Below are 20,807 nucleotides of genomic sequence, written 5' to 3' on the forward strand. Positions count from 1 at the left end.
TCAGCGCAACCGGCCCCCAGGAGAGTCGCCGCGGCCCGGCGGGTGCGTCAGAAGCTCGCGCTCCGCTTGCCGCTGGCACTGTCCTGCTCACCCTTGCCGGTAGCGACCCGAGCGGACGAGCCCGGCACGGTGATGTCCAGGTCGGTCACGATCGCACTGCCGTTGTCGTTGTCCCGAGCGGTCAAGCTGAGCGTGCCGGAGGTGCCGGCCTCGGTCCCCGTCATCTGGCGGGTGCTCCCCCACGACACGGACTGGCCGGAGGCCAGCTCGCTTCCCGTCCGCTCGTAGTGGACGTCTGGCGTAGTGCGGAACGTCCAGCCAGCAGTGACGTTCGTGGCGGTGCCGGTGGACGAACCGACCCCGTCGACGGTGCCCATCACGTCGAGATCGCCGGTAGCCGTCCGCCCCCGGTTGGTGACGGTCGCAGTGGCCGACAGATAGTAGTTGCCGCCGCTCCGGACCCAGGACGCCGAGCCGTTGCTGATCACGATGTTCGGGTAGAGGCCCGGGATGTCGATCACCGTGGGTACGACGACGGTTCCAGAGGTCGACGACGTGCCGCTGACGGTGAGCCCGGCACCGTCGGCAACATAGGTGCCGGCGCCCACGACGCTGTTGGTCTGCGGGTCGACAGTGGTGGTGAACGACGTAGTGGCCCCCGCCGCGAGCGTGATCGTCGAGCTCGGGGTGAAGACGTGGGTCGTCGAGTTCCCGGTCGGCGTACGGCTCCAGCCACTTGCCGGGATGGTGCTGCTGGAGCTCCAGCCGCTGGGGAAGGACAGCGTCACCGTGGAGACGACCGCAGAGACGGTGCCGGTGTTCTTCACCGTGACCTGCAGATTGAACGTCCCGCTGATGGAGCTGTTGCTCCACGACACGATGGACGCGGTGATGGTCAGCTGCCTACTCGACGCCGCGAGCGCTGGCGCTGCAGTGGCGAGCTGGACAACCGGGACCGCCCATGCGGTGGCGACGCCGGCGCGCAGGATCGTGCGCCGGTTGGCCATCGTGCGCAGGCCGCGAGCATCGTCGCGTGCGCAGCCGGGTGTGGACATGGTGATCCTCGGTAGGTGAGGCGAAATGAGTGGTTGCCCCGAGACGGTGGGTCCACCCGAGTGGGTCACCAGGCGTCGGAGACGCTAACAGCGCCGCTGCGGACCCACAGGCGAACAAGGTAAATAGCATCCCAGCAGGCACACCGAGTAGTCCGTTCGGGCCACAGCGGCGGGTGCAGGCGGGCTACCGGCCCCTGATCCGCGATCCCTGAGCGTGGACCCGCGTGGCCGACCGGATCAGCTCATGCTCGCGGTGCGCGAGCCCGGCGCGCGGTGAGAGCCGGTCCTGGTGACTACGCCTGGTTGCCACAGCCCTAGTGCCCTGTCGCAACCAATTCACGGTCTACCGCGACCCCCAGGCACGCACCTCGCCGCGTTGCCGTCGCTCGCAAGACAACAGCGGTATGGCTTCGCTCCGGCGCCTTGCGATGCACGCGCCTGGACGCCGCCCTATCCCGCCCTTTGGCCGCGACAAGGCACTAGATCACTCACGATCCGTCATTCATCCAGTGCCCATGGCACAGACGGCGGCGGCGCGGCTGATCCCGCCGAAGCAGGCCGGCGCGACACTCCTGATCACTAACCAGGCGGGTCTAGGCGGATCAGGTCCGCCTGTGCCAGCGAGGTGAGGGCGGCCAGGGTGGCGGCCTCGGTGTCGCCGTCGGGCGGGGCGCCGAACTCGGCCGCCAGAATGGCAGCAATGCTCGGGACCGTCTGCGGCCCGTCAGCCAGCGCGGCCAGCACCGTGGACGCCAGCGGCGACAGGGCGAGGACGTGTCCATCCGGGAGGAGCACCACCGCCTCGCCGTCCTCGGTGTGCTCGTCGAGGACGGTCCGACGGATGGCGCTGATCAGGCGATCCCCGTCGTCCCGCTGGTCCTCCGCAGTCGGTTCGGCCTCGCCAAGCGAGCTTGTCGAGCCCGGTGAGGTCTCGACGGGCTCGACCAACGAGGGCTCGGCCAGCGGTTGCGTGAGCAGTTCCTCCAGCAGTGGCGCAAGGTCGCGAGCCTCCGCGTAGCTGACCCGACGCAGACCGTCCGTGGAGCGCAGCAGGGCAGCGATCTGGGCGAGGGGTCGGTCCATCTTGGCCAGATAGGAGGTGTGCTCGGCGACCAGGGCGATGCCTTGCGCGGGTGGCACCTCGGTCACCTGGACGGCGGTGACGCCGGGGTCTCGCTCCAGGAGAAGCACTGCGGCTACCCGCAGCGGCGCGCACGCCACCGTCAGGCCAGCGGCCTCGGGGGCGACCTGCTCCTTGACCGTGCCCGAACCCACCATCGACAGCGGCTTGGGATAGGGCAACAGGGTGCCGTCGTCCTCGATCGCTGCGGTCTCGTCGGTGACGTAGGCCCAGCGAGTGCCGTGCGTCATCGACAGCGTCGACTTGCCCATCCCGGACGGGCCGACCATCACTACGGCCGCCCCGGTGTCCGGGTTGGCCAATGCGCAGGCGTGGAACATCAACAGCTCGCCCGCGCGAACCCCGATCGCCTCGATCGTGACCCGTTGAGTGAGCAGCTCCAAGAGCGCGTCGGCCTCACGCCCGGGCAGGTCGCTGTCGTCGATGACGACGTCCGGCTCGGCGCCATCCTCCGCCAGGGACGCCACCCAGGCCGCACGGAACCGTGTCGCCACCTCCGCCTCGGTCACGTCGACCGCCACCACGACGCCGAGGGCCTCGACCAGCACGCGTGTCGTCACCGGCTGCTCACTCCGCGAGGACCAGGCCGAGCTCACCGAGTCGAGCAAGGAAGTCGGCAACGGCGGGGACGACCTCGGCCGGCGTGACGGCGTACTCCTCCGCCAACATCTTGGTCAGATCCGTTTCGCTGACCGGCTCCACGAGGTGACGCCAGATCGCGGCCGCGGTGTCCGCCAAGATCACCGGCGGCCGGTCCAGGTGGGTGAGATCGAGGATCGCGAACCGGTTCGGTGACTCCACCGCCGCCAACTCCTCGGCTCGGCGCCACCTGGTCACCGGCTGGGTCACGCCGCGCTCGCGTCAGGCGCTTGCTGGCCCGACTTGCCGTTGGACCTACCACCGGGCTTGCCGTTGGACTTCCCGCTCCCGCTGCGCTTGCGCTTGCCGCCACGGGTGGTGGCACCGTAGTACTCCCCGTAGTAGTCGCCGTAGCCACCCAAGCCCTTGCGCGGGGTCTTGTTCAAGATCACCCCCAGCGCGCGGCCCTTCACCGCCTCCAGGTGGGAGAGCGCGGTGCCGAGCTCGGTGTCGAGCGTCTTGCCCGCCGAGATCACGATGAGGGCGCCGTCGGAGTTCGCCGTCAGCACCGCCGCGTCGGTGACCGGCAGCAGCGGGGGGGCGTCGAGGACGATCAGGGCGTCCTGCGACAACTCGGTGACCAGGCTTCGCATTGCCCGGGAGCCGAGCAGTTCGCTGGGGTTGGGCGGAATCCTTCCCGCTGCGAGAACCCGGAGCAGCTCGTGCTCCTGAGTGCGCTGCAGCGCGTCCTCCGCGTCGATCCGGCCGACCAGGACATCAGTCAGCCCGACGCCTTCCGCGACGCCGAACGACGTCGCGATGGTGGGGCGGCGCAGGTCCGCATCCACCAGCACAACCGGCTGGCCGCCCATGGCGATGGCGCCGGCAAGGTTCGCCGCCACCGTCGACTTGCCGTCACTCGGCCGCGGGCTGGTCACCACGATGACCCGGGGCGGGTTGTCCACGTCCATGAACATCAGGTTGGTGCGCAGCTTCTTGAACGCCTCGGAGGCCGGACCCTCACGACCGCGCGCGGCGGCGGGCTCGACGACGAGCTGGGCGCGCTCGCCGGTCTTGCGTCCCAGCGCCGGCGTGGCCGGCACCAGGCCGGCGACACTGACGCCGAAAGCAGACTCCACCGCCTCCGGGGTGCGCAGTCGCCGGTCCAGGGTGTTGCGGACCAGCGCATAGCCCAGCCCGAGCAGCAGCCCGGCCACCGCACCGAGCGCGAAGTTGCGGGTCGGGTTGGGTGAGATCGGCGTGCTCGGCAGCTCGGCGGACTCGATCGGAATCACCCGCAAGATGCCGTCCTTGCCGGACTTCGTCGGATCCTCGATGGCCTGCACCTGCATGGCCAGCGCCTGCACCCAGGCGTCGGCAAGCTCCTGCGCGCCCTGCGGCGTGGAGTCCCGGGCGGTGATCTTGATGAGCACTGTGTCCTCGGGCTGCTGCACGTCGATCTGCTGCACCAAGGAGGCAGGATCGGTGTCCAGGTCGAGCTGCTTGGCGACCTCGGTCGCGGTCGCGCGGCTCTTGGCAATGTCGACGTACGACGTCGCACGCGACTTGGCGAGCTGGTCGTTGACCGAGCCCAGCGCCGGGTTCTCCGCGGCACCAGTGCCGACGAAGCCGTTGGCGTTGGCGGCGTAGACCTTCGGCTGGGTGAACGTGTAGGCGGCGGTGGCGGCCAGCGCGGCGAGGAGGATCAGCAGCACACCCAGCCAGTGGGCGCGCAGAATGCGCAGGTAGTCCCGCAGTTCCATCGATGTCCTCGCCTTCGCGCGACCGCCCACGGCCGCCGAAGGTAAAGACTAACCGGCCTGCGCTGTCTGGGCAGGAAGTCCAGAAGATCCGGCTGCCGCACCTCCGGGTCGTCATCAGACGTGCCACCCCCGCCGCGGACGCGTGGCCGGAGATGTTCGACCCTAGTGGTTCAGTTCACCTCGACCAGCGCGGTGGCGATCGGGCTGACGGCTCCTTCGACCAGATCGGCCACCTGGCGGTAGACCTCCGGCGGGCGACCGACGGGGTCCGGCACGTCCTGGTCGACGTCCGCCGCCAGCGGCCGGTGGTCGGCGGCCCAGGCGACCAGCTCCTGGCCGGTGAGCACGTCGGGTGCTTGCCGGGCCAGCTCGGCAAACTCCAAGATGGTGAAGGCTCGCTTCATCGCGCGTGGTGCGAGCTCGAGGGTGGTCGTCCGCAGGTCACGGGTCGCGACGAGGATCAAGTCGGCCTCGGCCACCATCTGCTCGGTGACCTGGCGGGCCGCAAACCCGGCCGCGTCTCCCCCGCGCGCGGTCACCTCGGTGGCCGAATGCTCACTCATCCCACGGCCCACCACGGCTCGGGTGCCCGCGCTGCGCACCTCGACGTCGTGGCCGACTAGCGTCGCCGCCAGCAGCCGCTCGGCCATCGGCGATCGGCAGATGTTGCCCTCGCAGACGACCAAGATCTGGAGCGTCACCGGGCCTCCGCTACCGGCGGCGCCGCCACCTGGCGCCCGTTCGCGTGCTGCGCCGGGCTGGTCGGGTGTCCCCACCGCCAGATCCGGACGAGCACCCAGGCGATGATCGCGCCGACCAGGGCGCCCGTCGTGTTGGAGACGACATCCTTCGGGTCGGCGGAGCGGGAGGGCAGGAAGAGCAGCTGCACCATCTCGATCGCGAAGCTCCCGACGAAGCCGACCAGGACCCAGTCGGCGATCCGCAGCCGTGGCAGCACGAAGCTGCCGACCAGGCTCATCGGCACGAACATCAGCACGTTGAGGCCGAACTCGACATACTGCGGCGGCACCGAGATGCCCGCCACCCCGAGCCAGTCGGTCACATGCCAAACGGCGTACGACGGCACCGCGGGCTCCGGATTCCAGACCAGGTAGGCGACGATGACGAAGTAGACGGCGTACGCCAGCCACAGCCCCACCCGCAGCAACGTGCGCATCAGCCGCGCACCGCCCGGAAGTGCAACCCGACCTCGGGATCGACCAGGGCCTCCTGGCCGGCGGGGATGCCACCGGCGTCCAGGTCCGCCTCGACCGGGACGTTGCGCTTGACCAGGCCGAGCGCGATCGGGCCGAGCTCGAAGTGGCGCGCCGAGCTGCCGACGAAGCCGACGGCCTTCTCCCCCAGCCGCAGCTCGCTGCCCAGCTCCGGCAGCGTCACCACCGAGCCGTCCAGATGCAGCAAGACCAGCCGCCGTGGCGGCCGGCCGAGGTTGTGCACTCGGGCGACCGTCTCCTGGCCGCGGTAGCAGCCCTTGTCCATATGCACCGCTCGGTCGATCCAACCCACCTCGTTGGGGATCGTCCGGGCGTCGGTGTCCAGACCCAGCCGTGGCTCGCCCCGCGCGATCCGGAGCGCCTCGAAAGCCCACAGGCCGGCGGCAGGGCCGTGCTGCTCGGCGTACGACGTCAGCTCCGCCCGCGGGATCAGCTCATAGGTCCCGTTGCTCGCATCGGTCGAGTCCGTCGAGCCCCCGGACCGCCACACCGTCGCCACCTCGTCGGTCACCAGCGAGACCTCGACGCGGGTCATGAACTTCATGCTCTCCAAGAAGTCGACCAGCGCCGCCCCGGCGCCCGGCTCGGTGTGTGCGGTGAAGGCCTCCCCGTCGTCGACGCCGGTGAAGGCGTGCTCGACATGGCCTTGCGGGCTGAGGATCAGCGCCGTCGTCCAGACACCTGGGGTGAGCCCGGTGAAGAGCTGGGTGGTCAGGTTGTGCAGCCAATCCAGCCGATCAGGGCCAGCCACGCGGACCACGTCGCGGTGGGAGAGGTCGACGAACCCCTCGCCGGCGACCAGTCGACGCTGCTCGACGTTGAACGAGCCGTAGTGCGCGGCCACACCGGCATCGCGGCCGTCCGCCGCCACCGCGCCAGGCAGGTCCAACATCAGTGCCCCTCCCCGTGCTCGTGGCCGTGCTCGTGGCCGATCGGATCCGACTCGCAGTCCACGCAGCGGCCGAAGACAGCGAGGTGGCCGATGTCGGCCACGAAGCCGAGCTCGGCCTCCAGCCGCTTCACCAGACCGTCGGCGACCTCCGGGTGGGCCGAGGTGACCCGGCCACAGTTGCGGCAGACCAGGTGGAAGTGCTCGCCCTCGACGGTGGAGTGATAGGTGGGCGCCCGGTCACCAAGGTGGGTGTGCCGCACCAGGCCGAGCTCCTCGAGCACCTCCAGCGTGCGGTAGACCGTGGAGACGTTGATCGCGCTCGCCTCCTCGTGCACCGCCTCGAGCACCTCGTCCGGCGTGGCATGACCGAGCCGCTCCACGGCGCGCAGGATCAACTGCCGCTGCGCGGTGAGCCGGTAGCCCCGGTCACGCAGGCGGGCGGCGAAGTCGGTAGCCCCGGTGTTGTCGGTGTGGTCGGTGCTCTGGTCGATCATCGTCACTCGGTCTACCGCTGTCGGACGAGCTGGGCGTGCAGGTGCGGTTGCAGCGGTTGACCCATCGCGGCCATGTCGAAGGCATAGAGCAGGTCACCGTTGACCAGGCCGTAGAGCCGGGTGCCGCCGGAGTAGTCCTTGGCCGTCGCCGTGCGCGCGACCGCGTCGGTCGCCATCTCGAAGCGCGGCTGCTCGGGGTGGATCTCGCCGGCCCAGATCTCGGTGATCCCGAGGTTGTGCGACAGCACCATCTCCAGGCCGCCGTCCTCCTGCGGACGCAGGAACCCGGTCTCCTGGGCCGCCTCACGGATGTAGTTGCCCTCTTCGTCGACGAGCCAGGACCGGCTCAAGTAGTGGATGAACGGGCGACCGTCCTGCTGGAAGATCAGCTCCTGCCCGTAGTGGAACGGCTCGATCGTGGAGTACTCCCCGTGCCCGTTGCCCGCCCAGGTCCCGATCAGCCACGCCAGCCGCGCGCACTGCGGATGGATGTTCTCCGGGATCTCGAAGGGCATGCCGCCAAGTCTCGCACGCGACTCCACCCCCCGCCGACGTGTCGGCAGCGGCACCGCGAACCTTCACCAATCGCCCCGGGGACCTTCACCATCCCCCCACGCTTTCGACCTCGGTCCGCGCCTTCGACCTCGATCCGTCGAGTTTGGGGTTCCGCCAACAGGGGCCTCTCAACCCGCGAGAGTTGCAACCGAGCGCCGCTCGCGAAGCTCGAGCTCGTGAACGACCTGCCGCTGACCAGCGGTCGGGTTCTCCAATCGCCGCATGAGCAGCCGAACCGCGCTGCTTCCAACCCGCTGGACCGGTGCTGCGAAGGTGGTGATCCTCGGTTCGACCAGACCGCACCAGAACGGATCGTCCACGACCAGCAGGCTGAGGTCGTCAGGCACGTGGATGCCACGATCCCTGAAGGTATCCAGCACCCCGAGGGCCACTTGCCCATTCCCCGCGATCAGCGCCGTCAAGTCGCGATGGCGGTCGAGCATCTTCGCCGCGCCGAGCCACCCTCCCCCCATCCGCGAGGACTCCGCTGACGTGATCGGATCCAGCCCGACCTCCCGCATCGCGGCCTCATAGCCCACCAACCGCAGCGCGTCTGGCTCGATATCGCGTGAACCACCGACGAAGCCCACGCGTCGATGCCCCTGCTCCAGGAGGTGCTGGGTAGCGCGCCTGACGCCCTCGACGTGGTCGATGACAACAGCGTCGCCCCTCCGATCTCTCACCGTGCGATCAAGTGCCACCACTGGAATCCCCAGATCGAGCAACTCGGAGATCTCTGGCGCTGCAGGATCACAGGAGCGAAGGACCACCCCGGCAACGCGCTGCCTGGCCAACCCGCGAAGCTGGTCGGCCTCCGTCGACGCAACATCTCCAGTCGTGCAGAGCAGCATGCCGTAGTCCGCCTGGCTTGCTGCTCGCTGAATGGCCTGCACGAGCTCTGAGACGATCGGGTCGTCGATCTGGGACACCACCGTCGCGATCATCCGAACGCGCTGGTTCCGGAGATTCGCTGACAGGTGGTTCGGCTGGTAGCCCAGCTCGTGCATCGCGGCCTCAACCCGCGCCCGCCGGTCGCTTTGGACCTTGGCGGCACCGGTGATCACTCGAGAGACAGTCGCAACCGACACGCCTGCTCGCTCGGCGACATCCCGCATGGTGGCGGAGTTCGCGGTGGTAGACCGTGGCACAGCCGGAGTCTAGATCGACCTGGCTCGATGAGCCCCTGTCGTCTTCGTCTCGAAGCGGTAGATCGCCGAGGATCCCATCAGGTACATCTGATTGAACTCCTCGCCTCCCCAGGTGAGGTTGTGAACCTGCTCAGGGGTACCCACCGTGCCGAGAAGGGTTCCCACAGAGTCCACTACCCAGACCCCATCCGGGCCGGTAACCCAGATGTTGCCCGACGAGTCGCATTTCATACCGTCGCAGAAGCCTCGCTCCGTCTCGTCCGGATCGCCGAGCCCGGCGATCAGGACCTCGCCCCCGCTCAGAGTCCCGTCGGCCTCGATGACGAATCGCCGGATGTGGTACTCAGCCGAGTCGTTGACATAGAGCAAGGACTCGTCCGGCGAGAGGCACAGTCCATTCGGCTGGTTGAAGTCACTCGCCAGCTGCCGGAGATCACCGTCCTCGGAGATCGAGTACACCGCGCGAACGCTCAGCTCCGGCTCGCGCACTTTGCCGACCCACCCGTGAATGCGACCGTACGTCGGGTCGGTGAAGAACACGGTGCCATCGGAACGCACCACCACGTCGTTGGGTGAGTTCAGCTCGTCATCTCCGTAGTGCGACGCCAGCACCGCGCGAGTGACCGTCGATCCGTCCTCGGCGAGAGTCAGCCGTACCATGCAACTGGTCTCGTGTTCACAGACCACCAGGGTCCCGTCGGGCGCCAACGCCATCCCGTTCCCACGATTGGTGGGGTGTTCGACCGTCTCCAGCCCACCCGACCCCGACCACTTCATGCGCGAGCTGCTCGGAATCTCGCTGAACAGTAGGAAGCCGGACGGATGCCAAACCGGGCCCTCGGTCAGCGAGAAGCCGTCAGCGAGAGCCTCGACCACGAGCTCAGGATCAACCAGGTCGGCGAGCCTCTCGGCCTCGAAACTGACACTCACACCCATCTCCTCGCTTCTCACGCTGGACCGGCTCCCGGGCGGCCAGCCACTCCGGTCAACAGGTCCGCAATCTGGCGCTGCAACAGCCCGTAGTCCGTCCCGAGGACGATCAGCTCGGCCGACCTGTCGACCGCGGCCCGAGCCGTGTCGACCTGGTCGGCGTACACCATCCGAGCCACTCCTCTCAGACGCGCCTGTTCCTCGATCTGCGCCAGCACGGACTCGACTTCGGGGGCGCTGACGGGGACGCCGTAGGAACGGGCGATGTCGACCGGACCAGGGAAGACGGCATCCAAACCGTCCAACGACAGAATCGAGTCGAGTTCGTCAACGCCAGCGCGGTCCTCGATGTTGAAACAGACGACGGGGTCGGGCTCCGAGACGTTGGGTCGGAGGTGGCCGCGCAGACCACCGACACTGCGCGTCCCGGACGGTGGGTAGCGACAAGCGGTCAGCAGCCCGGCAGCCTGTGCGGCCGAACTGACCACGGGGAAGACCACACCCTGGGCACCGAGATCCAATGCCAGGGCAGCTCCTCGGATGTCATCACGCCCTACGCGGACCATCACGGGAAGGTCGGCGGCAAGCCCGGCGCCGACGAGCTCCGCCATTCCTTCGGAACTCAGAGGGAAGTGCTGGGCATCGATCAGGGCCCAGTCCACACCATGGTCGCGCAGACTTCCGAGGACCTGAATGACGCCGGGAGCCATCAGGGTGACGAAGACGCCGATCGAGGACTCCCGGTCCCCCATGAGTTCACGGAGATGTCTCATGACACCCCGGCCGCCGAGGACGGGTCGAGGGCCAACCGCCCCTCGATGCCGATCATGTGCTCGATCGACTGACGCGTGTAGGGGTCCTTGAACTCGCCACCATGGCCCGCTCGGAGCCACTCGAATGGCTCGGAGACATTCGGGATGAGTTCGAACGTGACGAACCCCTGATATCCGATCTCGACGAGCGCCTCCATCACGGGCTCCAAATCGAGGTGGCCCGTTCCGGGCGCCAATCGTGCCGAGTCGGCCACGTGCAGATGGTTCAAGCGTGCACCGGCCAGGAGGATGGCCCCCGCGACATCTTCTTCCTCGATGTTCATATGGAAGGTGTCGCCCATCACGCCGACACTCTCCATTTGGAGCTCCTCGACCAACTCGACCGCCTGCTCAAGGCGATGCAGCCAGTAGGTCTCGTAGCGGTTCCAAGGCTCGATCGTCAGTTGGATCTCGCGACGCTCGGCGTACTTGCCGGCTTCGTAGAGCCCCTGAAGGGCCCAGTCCCGCTCCTTCTTGATCGTCGAACTGAGCGTCGTTCGCATCAGAGCGGTGGGTGCCACGATGACGGTCGGCGCCTCGACGGCGGCCGCGAAGTCGACCATCTCCTTGACGTAGTTGAGGGCGGTCATGCGTCGCTCGGGGTTCGCATGGGAAAAGTCGCGCTGCTCGTTGAAGAGCGAGCAGATCGAGCTGACCACGATTCCGTGACGCGCACACTCCCGATGGACCACGTCGATGTCGTATCTTTCTGTCTCCCCGGCCAGCTCGATGGCGTCGTACCCGCAATCCGCGATACGCGCAATGCTTGTTACGACATCCTCGTCGAGGTAGCACAAAGTGTTGAAGGAGTACTTGAACGCATTCACGCTTAGATCACCAACTCTTGGACGTCAGGCGAATCCGGGTCGAATCCGACGATCAGGGAGACCAGCAGGTCGGGGGTCACATCCGGTCGCGCGAGATCGGCGACCTTCGCGCCCCTGCGCAGGACGACGACTCGGTCGGCGACCGCCATCACGTGCGGCATCGTGTGACTGATCAGGACCACGCCGACGCCCCGCTCGGCGATCCTCTTGACGAGGCGTAGCACTGCGTTGGACTGCGCGACGCCCAACGCGGCCGTGGGTTCGTCCATGATCAGGACGTCGCTTGCCCACGCAGAAGCCCGGGCGATGGCGACTGCTTGCCGCTGTCCGCCAGACATACTTCGTGCTGGCAGCCGCAGGACGTTTGGCAGATGGAGCCCGAGGTCGGCCAGGTGCTCCTGAGTGCGTTGCGCCATGGACTGGTCGTCGGCGATGCGAAGCGGCGCAAGCAGGCCGCCAAGGCGTCGTTCCCGACCGAGGAAGAGGTTGCTCGCGATATCGAGGGAGCCGATCAACGCCAGGTCCTGATAGATCGTCTCGATGCCTCGCGCACGGGCTTCGCTGGGATCGCTCAGGGTGACGTGCTTGCCACGGTGCTGCAGCATCCCCTCGTCGGGCTGCAGCACGCCCGACAGCACCTTGATCAAAGTCGACTTGCCGGCGCCGTTGTCTCCGACCAGTGCGACGACTTCGCCCGCTCGCACCTGGAAGTCCAGGTCCAGCAACGCTTGGACCGCGCCGAACCGAACGCTGACACCCGTTGCTTCGAGGACCACCTCGCCGATCCGTTGGCTACCCATTGCTGCGCCTCCGCAGGTTCACGTCGACCGCAACGGCAAGGAGCAGCATCGCTCCCACCACGACCCTCTGCCAGAACGAGTTGACGTTCATCAGCACCATGCCGTTCGACAGGCTCTCCATGAGCAACGCCCCGACGACAGCGCCACCGATTCGACTCACGCCACCGAACAGGCTGGTGCCGCCAAGAACGGCGGCCGCGATGACGTTGAGTTCCTCGCCCACCATGCCCTGAGCGGGCGCGCCGCCCAACCGAGACACGAAGATGAGCGCGGCCACCCCGTAAAGCAGGCCCATCAGGACAAAGGGAGCGGTGCGGATCCACCGCACCCGGATGCCGGCACGGCGGCTGGCCTCCGGGTCGGTGCCGACGGCCACCACATGCTTGCCGAACACGCTGAACCGCAACACGAACGCTACGACGCCAGCCACGACGCCCAGGATCAGGACCGGCAGCGGTAGCCCCCGATAGCTCCCGAACACGTAGATCGCGAACGTCGCGATCCCGGCGGTCACGAGCACGGGGACGACGGCCGTCGTGCCCGCCCGACGGTCCATGCCGACCGTTTCGCGCAGTCGCAGCTCACGCCACCGCAAGGCCAACACCGCCAGGGTGACCACGACGCCGAGGAGCGCTACCGACCAGCTCGGTAGGTAGCGATTGGCCACAAAGGTCAAGGAGTCCGGCACCACCGTGGTCTGCCCGTCCGTGATGACCAGGGCGAGGCCGCCCAGGCCGAGGAGACTTGCAAGCGTCGTGATGAACGACGGCACGTTCGCCACGGTCACCCACACGCCATGCCAGACGCCGATCAAGAGGCCGAACACCAAGGTTGCCGCGATCGCCACCCAGACGTTGAGACCGTGGTCGGTGGTGAGGCGCGCGACGAGAATGGCGCACAGGCCGACCGTCGCACTGGCCGAGAGATCGATCTCGGCGGCCGTCATGACGACGACGATGCCCACTGCCAAGATCGCGGTGACCGAGAACTGGATGCTGAGGTTGCTGAGGTTCCGGGGAGTGAGAAACAGTCCGTCAGTCGTCCTCTGCAACACCATCCACACCAACAGGAGCGCGACAGCAAGACCGACCTCGCGGGCACTCCCGGCGTTGAGCCTCCGCCGCGCTCGAGGCAGGTGACCTCCGATGTCGTCAGCGTCAGGATTGGCTGTCCCCTCGACGACTACCTGGGGGACCGTTGTTCCGTCAGGCATGCTGCTCCTGGGCGATTGCTAGCCGGGTCACTGGTGTTCGAGCCTCACTGTTCGACTGCCGGCGGCCTACTTGCCCCACCAGGGGTAGTCGGATAGGAACTGCTGGACGTTGTCCGGGGTGACGTTCATCGTCGCGGCCTTGAACCAAGGCACCTCACCGTCACCGTTGTCCACGGTGCCCTCAGCAGTGATCGTCTTGCCGCTGATCACAGCGGCAGCCGCCTCGGCAGCCGAGCGACCCATCTTGTCGTAGACCGTCCAGTTGGAGACGCCCTGGATGCCGTCCTCGAACTGGTCGATGAAGGACGGCTCCGCGTCCTCGCCAGTGATGAAGACCTGCTTCTCCAGCCCCTGCGCCTTCAACGCGGCCAAGGCTCCGAGCGCCATGCCGTCGTTGCTCGCCAGCACCGCCTGGACATCGTTGTCGGCCTTGGTAAGTGCCTGCTCGACTTGCTTCTGGGCCGAGTCCGGGCTCCATCCGGTGTTCCACTGCTTGGAGACGATCGTGATCTTCCCCGAGTCGATGAGGGGTTTGAGGACCTGCATCTTCCCGGCGGCCTTGGAACGGGCCACGTCATAGCTGGGGTCGCCGAGAACGAGGATGTAGTTCCCCTCGGGCACCGCATCCACGGCAGCAGTCGCCAGATCCACACCTACCTGGGTCGAATCGCGAGCGACGTAGGCCGCCAGCGGAACGTTGAGGATCAAGGTGTTGTAGGAGATGACGGGGACATTCGAGCTCTGAGCCTCCTTGACCAGTCGTGGCGCAGTGTCGTTGTTGGTCGCGGCCAGCACGAGGCAGTCGATCCCCCGAGTGAGGACCTGGGTGACCTGGCTGGCCTGCGCAGACTCGTCGTTGCTCACGCCCTGGATGACGGTCTCGAACCCAAGGTCCTTTGCTGCGTCGGTAAAGCCGGGGACGTCGCCCTTCTGGTAGCGCGGGTTGCCGAAGTCGTCGTACAAGAACGCAACGGTCTTCGTCGTTCCGGATCCCCCGCCACTGCCCCCAGAGTCCTTGGCGCACGCGGCCAACGTCCATGCGACCGCACCACCGACAAGACCACCTGCCGTCAGGCGGAGCAGACCTCGGCGAGTGGGCGTCACACCGAACGGACTGGACGCGGCCGCAAAGCCGCGGGGGTCCTCCCAGTGCACCGGTCGAGAGGACCGGGAGGGATTGGAACCGCTGTTGTTCTGATCCGGCACGGCGCTGCCGCCTTTCGTGAGTGAACGCTCGGGCGCGTCCAGTGGGTTCGGAGTGGTTGAGGTGTGAGGGGCTATGTCGCGTCGTCAGGAGGCTCTGGGAGAGCAGACGCGTGGTATCCGACCGGGGCAACGAAGGCTTCGACCGCAACCGCACCCTCCGGGCCAGCGGCGGCACCGTGCGGAACGTCGGAGGGCACGACGTATCCCTCGCCGGGCCCAATCTCGTAGGTTTCGCCGGCGACAGTCAGGGTCATCTGACCCCTGATCAACATGCCGACTTGCTCGTGAGCATGTCGATGCACTGGGGCGACCGCGCCAGGTTCGAGGGTCACGACTGCGAGAGAGACCGAGCTTCCCGCCAGGCCGTCCAACTCCACTCCGGGGGCGGTCTCGATGACCGACCGCTCGGCCGCCGACACAACCGGCCCGAGCAAGCCTTCCGCACTCCTGATCAGATGTGGGCCAATGGGCTCGTTCACCACATACACCTCTTCGGCACGAGATCGAGATCGGTCAGCCGCCGGGAGCGATCAGCGATCCTGAGCAACTGGACAACCGTCGTGAAGCCGTCGAGCACCCCTTCGACCTCGAGGCGCACGTCGTCCTCGTACCAGACGAGGCGACGGCGAGACGGCGCCCAGTAACGGCCGTCGATCGGCTCGGTCAGATACGTCCCGCCGTACATCAGGTACCGCCGCACCTCGCCCTCGACGAACTCGTGATCGTCTTGGGTGATCTCCAACTCCTGATCAACCGAGCCATCGGTCGACAGCCGCTCGACGATCCGAAATCCACGATCGCGCCGATCGGCGTACGCCACACTGCAGTAGTCGTCCAGGCCGGGAACGCGCACGACGTTGACCAGGCGCATGCCTCGCGGGTGTTCACCGGCAACCCTCACCTCGAAGGACATCTCCGCGCGCACCTCTGCGAGGAGATGACAGGTCCGCGAGTCGAGACGGGCGGATCTCCACGCCAACGCATCGCGGGGTCCAGCATCGGGCGCCGGGCTCACCACACGATCGATCAACGCGTGAACTGACTGCCTCATGTAGCCACCGTCACACTGTTTGAAACCGATGTCAATACATGTAACAGGTTACATTTCGCCTGCGCCAGGCAGGAGCACTGGGGACGATGTCGCGGGCTCTCGAGGGCGTGTCACAGGTATCTACGCGACTCCACTCGCCGTCAACCTGTCGGGATCACCCCGCGAACCTTCACCAATCGCCCCGGGGACCTTCACCATCCGCCCACCGTCACGATGACTGGCAGTCACACATAGCCGGTGATCAACTCCTCGGGTGCCAGATGGACGACGCCGTCGACGGTGCAGCCTGACCGGGCGATGGCGATGAGCGGGGTGTCGACGCCGGCGCCTGGCAGTTGGAGGCGATGCGCTTGGAGGGCACCGAGATCGCGTTGGTCGAAGGGCGCGTTCTCCAACCACTTGATCGAGCCGAGGGCGATGACGCGCTTCGCGACCGGGGCGCGATCGCCGACCACGACGTCGATCTCCGGGTTGTTGGTGCGGGTCCAATAGCCGCCGACGACGCCTGGCACATCGTCCTCGCCGATGAGCACGGGCGGCGCCAGCCGTTCCATCGCTTCACGGACGACGGGCTCGATCGCGCGCCCGCGCCACGAGGTCCAAGACTTGCCGATGCGCGCGAGGACGCGGTCGCCACGTCCGCGCTCGATCTCGTCGAGGTGAGGGCCGAGGAAGGAGAGCCAGAAGCGAAGGTAGGGATCGGGGACGCGATAGCGCTTCTCCTTCGACGCTGGCCGGGTCGACAACGGCTCGTCGACGGCGACAACACGCTTGCTCACCAGCGTCGTCAGCGACCGACTGAGCGACGCATGCGGAGTGCCTCCCGCGGCACGGCCGATGTTGGTGAAGGTGCGCTCACCGCTGCCGATCGCGCTCAACACGGTGCGTGCTTGCACGTCGGAGGGAAACTCGGCCGCCAGCGACCGCTCGCCGGAGACCAGGAGCGCTGAGGTGGGTTCGCTCAGCGCTTGGTCGAGGTAGCCCATGAGCAGCATGCCGGTCGGCCACTCGTTGCAGATCAGGGGGAGGCCGCCGGTGACCAGGTAGGCGTCGAAGGCGTCGGCCGCCGATAGGTCGAGGAGCTCCCCCTACCTCGGCGGGGGTTAGCGGCGGGATGACCATCTCGGTCGCGCGCTGGTGGAAGGGTCGCCCGTAGGTGTCGAGCGCTTCCATCGTGGCCAGGTCGGAGCCGATGCCGATCAGCAGCACGTGTTTGCGGGCCAGCTCGCGATCGAACGCCCGCTGGAGGGTGCCCTCGAAGCCTTCGTCGGAGGCGATCAGGTAGGGGATCTCGTCGAGCACGACGACACTGCCGTCCTCGGGCAGTGCGGCGGCCAGCAACCGGAGGGCCGCATCCCAGCCGGTGAGCTCGACGCCCGCGAAGAGCGCAGCCCCGGGCAGATCCGATGCCGCGACCTCTTCGGCGAACAACCGCAGCTCGTCGCGCACCGGCCGTCCCGTGGCCGCGAAGAACAGGTAGGGCACGTCGATGCTGTCGACGAACTCCTCGACGAGGCGGGACTTGCCGACCCGCCGTCGCCCTCGCATGAGGACTGCCTTGCCGGGCTTGGCGTCTTGGTCAGCTCGAACGCGCTGCAATAACCCGTCGAGCCGCGCCAACTGCTCCTGTCGGCCAACGAACATTACTCACCTCCGAGATATTCTCATTGATGATACTAACATTGATGAGAGTATCTTTGTCCGTGAGGGAATGTCGCCGTACGGGCGACACAGTCCTCCCTACCGCGCCGACGGACCTGACCAGACTCAGCGGCAGGCGGAGGGAGCGAGGGAGGACTCGTTCTCGGGTTGGACACCGGGGGTGACCCAGACGTCGGTGCTGCCGGTCTGGTCTGCGCCGGTGGTCATCGTCCAGGTGAGCTCGATCGACTGGCCAGACTCGAAGTACAACGGGACCTGGGCGACCCGCCGCCCCTGGAACTGGCGCATCGTCTGGCCGGCGCGCTTGCCGTCGAGGCGTACGTCGGTCACGGTGCCGTCGATCGGTCCGTAGAGGTCGGCCACGACGATCTGGGCGCCCCGCGGGACGCCGTACAGACCGGGGCCGGTCACCGACTCGGGGAGGTCGGCGGCGTCCTTCGGCGCGTTGGACACCATCTGCAGGTGGCCGGTCAGCTCCTGGGCGCCGTCGGTGCAGCTGCGGGCGGTGACGTCGACGTCGTAGTCGAGGTAGTAGGACATCTTGGTGGCGGTGGCGTCGTTGAAGGCCACCGCGACATCGGGGTCGGCGCTCGGGTCGGCGGGGAAGTCGCCGCTGACCGCCGTGCCGGCCAACACGCCCTGCTCGGCGCTGTCGAAGGAGTGGACGAGGAGCCGGTGCTCGTCGGCGCCGCGGCCCAGCGCCCGGAGTAGCGTCGCCGGGTCGCCGGCACCACTGACTGCCTTCTCGAAGACCTCGCGGGCGACGTCGCGGAAGAAGGCGTCCTGGTCGGCCGGATCACTCAACCTGAGGTAGGTCCCGTTGAGCAACTCCTGGACCGCATTGTCTGCAGTAAGCGTGACCCCGTCGATCTCCAACGGTCCGGTCGCCTCAAGCAGATAGGACAGCGCGACGGGGTCCATCGACAACACCCCGTCCAGCGGATGCGCCGCCTGGGGGGTGCCCGCCTCGCGGCGGGCCCAGTGCGCGGCGATCAGCTCGGCGGTGCGGGCGAAGTCCGGCGTGAAGTTCACGTCCTGGGCGTAGGTGCCCAGCTGCGGGCCGAACAGGGCCCGCTCCTCCTTGGTCAACGGGAGGACCGGATGGTCGAGCTCGGCGAAGTCACCTGCCGTGATCTGCTCGCCCATGGAGATCTGGCCGGCGTTGGTGTCGATCACACTCATCGCGCCCGGCATGCCACCGGTGGCGCGAATCTCGGCGTTGTTCTGGAAGAGCAGGAGGTAGCGCCGAACACCGTCCGCACCCAGCATGCTGGGCAGCACCTGGACCGCGCGTTCGGCAGACTGCAGGGTGGTCGAGGCGTCACCGATCTGGCCGGCCACGTCGTCGTACCTCGTCTTGACGGCCGCGAGCAGATGCTCGGTGTCGACCACGCCGAGCCTCTCGTCGGCGGTCGTGAACGCTTCGCTCGCTTGGGTCACCGGGTCGGCCAGGCCCTTGATCTTCGCCAGCGGCAGTCGGCCGTCGCGCGGCGCGAAGCTGCCGGCATCGAGGCTGCCGGCTACATCGACGATCGGCGCCAGGCCCTGGTGACCGAGGTCCGCCATCGCCGTCGAGATCTGGGCGACTGCCGTCGCGTCGTCGCCGAGCAGAGGTAGATGCTCGGCGAGTCGCCAGGTGAGGCCGCTGGTGCGATTCGCTGCGGCGTCGGCGCTGTCTTGTAAAGCAGCCAGCTCGGCCTCGGCGCGCTGCTGGTCACCGTCCGTCAGCGCGGCACGGAGGCTCCGTGGCACTCGTGGAGGCCGCGAGCAGATCCGAGCGGGCCCGGATCGCCGTCCACATCGACCAGGCAGCCCCGGCGAGCAGGACCACCCCGAGCAACACCACGACGAGGAGGAACGGACGCCGCCTCCGGCGCGGTCGCGTCGCCCGGCGAGCTCCCGAATGCTTGCTCACGGAAGTGCTTGCTCACGAACGGCTGAGAAGGGTCAGCGGACGACCTTGAGGGAGTACTTGGTCTTGCAGTTCTTGTAGACCGAGTCGGCGGCAAAGCGAGTCTTCACGCGGATGGTGTACTTGCCGACGGGGAGCTTGCGCAGCAAGAAGACCTCGGCGTGGCCGTGGTAGGTGCGCGGCAGCTTCCACTGCAGCTTCTTGGCGCTCTTGGCCTTCACCACGAACTTGGCCGTCGGATGGGCACCGCCGGCCTGGACGAGGAAGCGCATCGGAGGACGACGGCCCGCGTGGATTCGGCCGCTGCGCGGCTTGGGCTTGGCGACGCACACGGTCGGCACGGAGTGGGGGTAAGGGTCGGCGTTCGCCGGCGACGCGGCGGTCAGACCCCCGAACAACAGCGTCAGCGAAACCAACGCTGCAGACAGAACCTTCATGGAAGTGACCCCTTGGTGAATTGTTTCCCACAGTGCGCGCGGGCGTGCCCGCCACATCGTAGCCGCTGGCTCTCCCCCGCGTGGCAATACGGAAAAGTGCGACGCGGGTGGTGTCACGGGGTGGTGTCACGGGCCGCATCTCCGCCCGAGGAACGCCCCAGCCGCTACCTGACCGCGAGGAACGCCCGAGCCTCATCGGGACTCATCGGAACGCGCTGGGCGAGCTCGCCCAGCGCCGCGACCCGGGTGACCAGCTGGGCGTTGTTCTCCACCGGCACGCCGCGCTTGATGGTGAGCACGTCCTCCATCCCGACCCGCAGGTGCCCGCCCATCGACAGCGAGGCCAGCGCGACGGCCAGCGTGGTGCGACCGATCCCAGTGGCCGACCAGCTGGTGACGGCGTCGGGCAGGGTCTGTACGCCGGCCACCAGCGCCGCCGCCGTCCCCGGCATCCCGCCCGGGACGCCCATCACGAAGTCGCAGTGGACCCGACCGCCGGCAGGCAGCCCGAACTTGTCGAGCAGCCGGCTCAGCGCGTGCACCTGGCCGAGGTCGAACAGCTCGAACTCCGGCACCACCTGGCGCTCCTGGGCGAGCTGGTAGAGCTCGGTGATGAACGGCCACGGGTTGGAGAACACGTCGTCGCCGAAGTTGGTCGTCCCCATCGTCAGCGAGCAGGACTCAGGCTCGGCGTCGAGAACCTGGAGCCGCTTGTCCAGCGGGTCGTGGACCGAGCCGCCGGTCGAGAGCTGGACGACCAGGTCGGTGTTGTCGCGCACGGCGGCCACCCACTCCCGCAGCAGCGGCAGGTCGAGGGTCGGCTTGTGCTCGCGGTCGCGGACATGCAGGTGGATCATCGCCGCGCCCGCCTCGCGGCAGGCGATCGCGGTCGCCGCGAGCTCCTCCGGGGTGGTCGGCAACTGCGGACAGTCCGCCTTCGCCGTCTCGGCGCCCGTCGGGGCGACGGTGATGAGCAGTCGGTCGGCGGGGACGGACTCGGGAGCGCGGCGATCTTCGGACATGGCCTCATCGTGGCAGACTGCCCCGGACCGGTGCGCCGGGGTGCCCGGCCCGAGTCTAGGGCTAGTCGAGGCG

General features: G+C 67.8%; 23 protein-coding genes. All 23 read right to left on the bottom strand.

Going from position 1 to position 20,807, the window contains the following annotated elements:
* Positions 1-47 precede the first annotated feature (47 nt).
* Positions 48-1,055 (bottom strand): hypothetical protein, encoded by a 1,008-nt coding sequence (locus tag QM714_RS10725; protein ID WP_415100264.1) that lies wholly within the window; start codon positions 1,053-1,055, stop codon positions 48-50.
* A gap of 579 nt (positions 1,056-1,634) precedes the next feature.
* The gene (locus QM714_RS10730) at positions 1,635-2,756 is read right to left on the bottom strand and encodes a PqqD family peptide modification chaperone (RefSeq protein WP_415100266.1); all 1,122 of its coding nucleotides are present in this window, start codon (positions 2,754-2,756) and stop codon (positions 1,635-1,637) included.
* Positions 2,757-2,763: 7 nt separating this feature from the next.
* Positions 2,764-3,045, bottom strand: coding sequence for a PqqD family protein (locus QM714_RS10735; RefSeq protein ID WP_415100268.1), 282 nt, complete (start codon positions 3,043-3,045; stop codon positions 2,764-2,766).
* Positions 3,042-4,538 carry a polysaccharide biosynthesis tyrosine autokinase gene (locus QM714_RS10740; protein ID WP_415100270.1) on the bottom strand — a complete coding sequence of 499 codons (1,497 nt, stop codon included), beginning with the start codon at positions 4,536-4,538 and terminating at the stop codon, positions 3,042-3,044. The genes QM714_RS10735 and QM714_RS10740 overlap by 4 nt, the downstream gene beginning before the upstream one ends.
* 170 nt (positions 4,539-4,708) lie before the next feature.
* On the bottom strand, positions 4,709-5,239 hold the full coding sequence (locus tag QM714_RS10745; RefSeq protein WP_415100272.1) for a hypothetical protein: 531 nt from the start codon (positions 5,237-5,239) through the stop codon (positions 4,709-4,711).
* On the bottom strand, positions 5,236-5,715 hold the full coding sequence (locus QM714_RS10750; RefSeq protein ID WP_415100274.1) for a VanZ family protein: 480 nt from the start codon (positions 5,713-5,715) through the stop codon (positions 5,236-5,238). The genes QM714_RS10745 and QM714_RS10750 overlap by 4 nt, the downstream gene beginning before the upstream one ends.
* Positions 5,715-6,665, bottom strand: a complete 951-nt coding sequence (locus QM714_RS10755; protein WP_415100276.1) for a YgfZ/GcvT domain-containing protein — start codon at positions 6,663-6,665, stop codon at positions 5,715-5,717. The genes QM714_RS10750 and QM714_RS10755 overlap by 1 nt, the downstream gene beginning before the upstream one ends.
* Positions 6,665-7,159: a Fur family transcriptional regulator gene (locus QM714_RS10760; RefSeq protein ID WP_415100278.1), complete on the bottom strand. Its 495-nt coding sequence runs from the start codon at positions 7,157-7,159 to the stop codon at positions 6,665-6,667. The genes QM714_RS10755 and QM714_RS10760 overlap by 1 nt, the downstream gene beginning before the upstream one ends.
* A gap of 11 nt (positions 7,160-7,170) precedes the next feature.
* Entirely contained in the window at positions 7,171-7,674 is a 504-nt protein-coding gene (locus QM714_RS10765) for an FABP family protein (protein ID WP_415100280.1), read from the bottom strand.
* Positions 7,675-7,842: 168 nt separating this feature from the next.
* Positions 7,843-8,862 carry a LacI family DNA-binding transcriptional regulator gene (locus QM714_RS10770; RefSeq protein WP_415100282.1) on the bottom strand — a complete coding sequence of 340 codons (1,020 nt, stop codon included), beginning with the start codon at positions 8,860-8,862 and terminating at the stop codon, positions 7,843-7,845.
* Positions 8,863-8,871: 9 nt separating this feature from the next.
* Complete coding sequence (locus QM714_RS10775) at positions 8,872-9,792, bottom strand: SMP-30/gluconolactonase/LRE family protein (protein WP_415100284.1); 921 nt, start codon at positions 9,790-9,792, stop codon at positions 8,872-8,874.
* A 17-nt stretch (positions 9,793-9,809) separates the two neighbouring features.
* Positions 9,810-10,565 (bottom strand): HpcH/HpaI aldolase family protein, encoded by a 756-nt coding sequence (locus QM714_RS10780; RefSeq protein WP_415100286.1) that lies wholly within the window; start codon positions 10,563-10,565, stop codon positions 9,810-9,812.
* Positions 10,562-11,431: a sugar phosphate isomerase/epimerase family protein gene (locus tag QM714_RS10785; protein ID WP_415100288.1), complete on the bottom strand. Its 870-nt coding sequence runs from the start codon at positions 11,429-11,431 to the stop codon at positions 10,562-10,564. Before QM714_RS10785 ends, QM714_RS10780 begins: the two co-directional genes overlap by 4 nt.
* Positions 11,432-11,433: 2 nt before the next feature.
* Positions 11,434-12,231 (bottom strand): ATP-binding cassette domain-containing protein, encoded by a 798-nt coding sequence (locus QM714_RS10790; RefSeq protein WP_415100290.1) that lies wholly within the window; start codon positions 12,229-12,231, stop codon positions 11,434-11,436.
* Positions 12,224-13,444 carry a sugar ABC transporter permease gene (locus tag QM714_RS10795; protein ID WP_415100292.1) on the bottom strand — a complete coding sequence of 407 codons (1,221 nt, stop codon included), beginning with the start codon at positions 13,442-13,444 and terminating at the stop codon, positions 12,224-12,226. The genes QM714_RS10790 and QM714_RS10795 overlap by 8 nt, the downstream gene beginning before the upstream one ends.
* Positions 13,445-13,510: 66 nt before the next feature.
* Positions 13,511-14,599: a substrate-binding domain-containing protein gene (locus QM714_RS10800; RefSeq protein WP_415100294.1), complete on the bottom strand. Its 1,089-nt coding sequence runs from the start codon at positions 14,597-14,599 to the stop codon at positions 13,511-13,513.
* Positions 14,600-14,721: 122 nt separating this feature from the next.
* The gene (locus QM714_RS10805; protein ID WP_415100296.1) at positions 14,722-15,129 is read right to left on the bottom strand and encodes a cupin domain-containing protein; all 408 of its coding nucleotides are present in this window, start codon (positions 15,127-15,129) and stop codon (positions 14,722-14,724) included.
* The gene (locus QM714_RS10810; RefSeq protein WP_415100298.1) at positions 15,126-15,563 is read right to left on the bottom strand and encodes a hypothetical protein; all 438 of its coding nucleotides are present in this window, start codon (positions 15,561-15,563) and stop codon (positions 15,126-15,128) included. Before QM714_RS10810 ends, QM714_RS10805 begins: the two co-directional genes overlap by 4 nt.
* Positions 15,564-15,925: 362 nt before the next feature.
* Entirely contained in the window at positions 15,926-16,582 is a 657-nt protein-coding gene (locus tag QM714_RS10815) for a DUF234 domain-containing protein (protein ID WP_415100299.1), read from the bottom strand.
* The gene (locus QM714_RS10820; RefSeq protein ID WP_415100301.1) at positions 16,557-17,249 is read right to left on the bottom strand and encodes an AAA family ATPase; all 693 of its coding nucleotides are present in this window, start codon (positions 17,247-17,249) and stop codon (positions 16,557-16,559) included. Before QM714_RS10820 ends, QM714_RS10815 begins: the two co-directional genes overlap by 26 nt.
* A 219-nt stretch (positions 17,250-17,468) precedes the next feature.
* Positions 17,469-19,115 (bottom strand): DUF4012 domain-containing protein, encoded by a 1,647-nt coding sequence (locus tag QM714_RS10825; RefSeq protein ID WP_415100303.1) that lies wholly within the window; start codon positions 19,113-19,115, stop codon positions 17,469-17,471.
* A gap of 195 nt (positions 19,116-19,310) precedes the next feature.
* Positions 19,311-19,712, bottom strand: a complete 402-nt coding sequence (locus QM714_RS10830) for a hypothetical protein (protein ID WP_415100305.1) — start codon at positions 19,710-19,712, stop codon at positions 19,311-19,313.
* A gap of 164 nt (positions 19,713-19,876) precedes the next feature.
* Complete coding sequence (locus QM714_RS10835; protein ID WP_415100307.1) at positions 19,877-20,734, bottom strand: 3-keto-5-aminohexanoate cleavage protein; 858 nt, start codon at positions 20,732-20,734, stop codon at positions 19,877-19,879.
* Between the last annotated feature and the right edge of the window lie 73 nt (positions 20,735-20,807).

Source organism: Nocardioides sp. (assembly GCF_047602075.1).
Taxonomy (GTDB): Bacteria; Actinomycetota; Actinomycetes; order Propionibacteriales; family Nocardioidaceae; genus Nocardioides.

Bases quoted from the DNA above. Each gene is read 5' to 3' on its own strand.
- QM714_RS10725 (WP_415100264.1), bottom strand. From the start codon at position 1,055: ATGTCCACACCCGGCTGCGCACGCGACGATGCTCGCGGCCTGCGCACG.
- QM714_RS10740 (WP_415100270.1), bottom strand. From the start codon at position 4,538: ATGGAACTGCGGGACTACCTGCGCATTCTGCGCGCCCACTGGCTGGGT.
- QM714_RS10750 (WP_415100274.1), bottom strand. From the start codon at position 5,715: ATGCGCACGTTGCTGCGGGTGGGGCTGTGGCTGGCGTACGCCGTCTAC.
- QM714_RS10755 (WP_415100276.1), bottom strand. From the start codon at position 6,665: ATGTTGGACCTGCCTGGCGCGGTGGCGGCGGACGGCCGCGATGCCGGT.
- QM714_RS10760 (WP_415100278.1), bottom strand. From the start codon at position 7,159: ATGATCGACCAGAGCACCGACCACACCGACAACACCGGGGCTACCGAC.
- QM714_RS10765 (WP_415100280.1), bottom strand. From the start codon at position 7,674: ATGCCCTTCGAGATCCCGGAGAACATCCATCCGCAGTGCGCGCGGCTG.
- QM714_RS10780 (WP_415100286.1), bottom strand. From the start codon at position 10,565: ATGAGACATCTCCGTGAACTCATGGGGGACCGGGAGTCCTCGATCGGC.
- QM714_RS10790 (WP_415100290.1), bottom strand. From the start codon at position 12,231: ATGGGTAGCCAACGGATCGGCGAGGTGGTCCTCGAAGCAACGGGTGTC.
- QM714_RS10795 (WP_415100292.1), bottom strand. From the start codon at position 13,444: ATGCCTGACGGAACAACGGTCCCCCAGGTAGTCGTCGAGGGGACAGCC.
- QM714_RS10810 (WP_415100298.1), bottom strand. From the start codon at position 15,563: ATGTCCTTCGAGGTGAGGGTTGCCGGTGAACACCCGCGAGGCATGCGC.
- QM714_RS10820 (WP_415100301.1), bottom strand. From the start codon at position 17,249: ATGCGAGGGCGACGGCGGGTCGGCAAGTCCCGCCTCGTCGAGGAGTTC.
- QM714_RS10830 (WP_415100305.1), bottom strand. From the start codon at position 19,712: ATGAAGGTTCTGTCTGCAGCGTTGGTTTCGCTGACGCTGTTGTTCGGG.
- QM714_RS10835 (WP_415100307.1), bottom strand. From the start codon at position 20,734: ATGTCCGAAGATCGCCGCGCTCCCGAGTCCGTCCCCGCCGACCGACTG.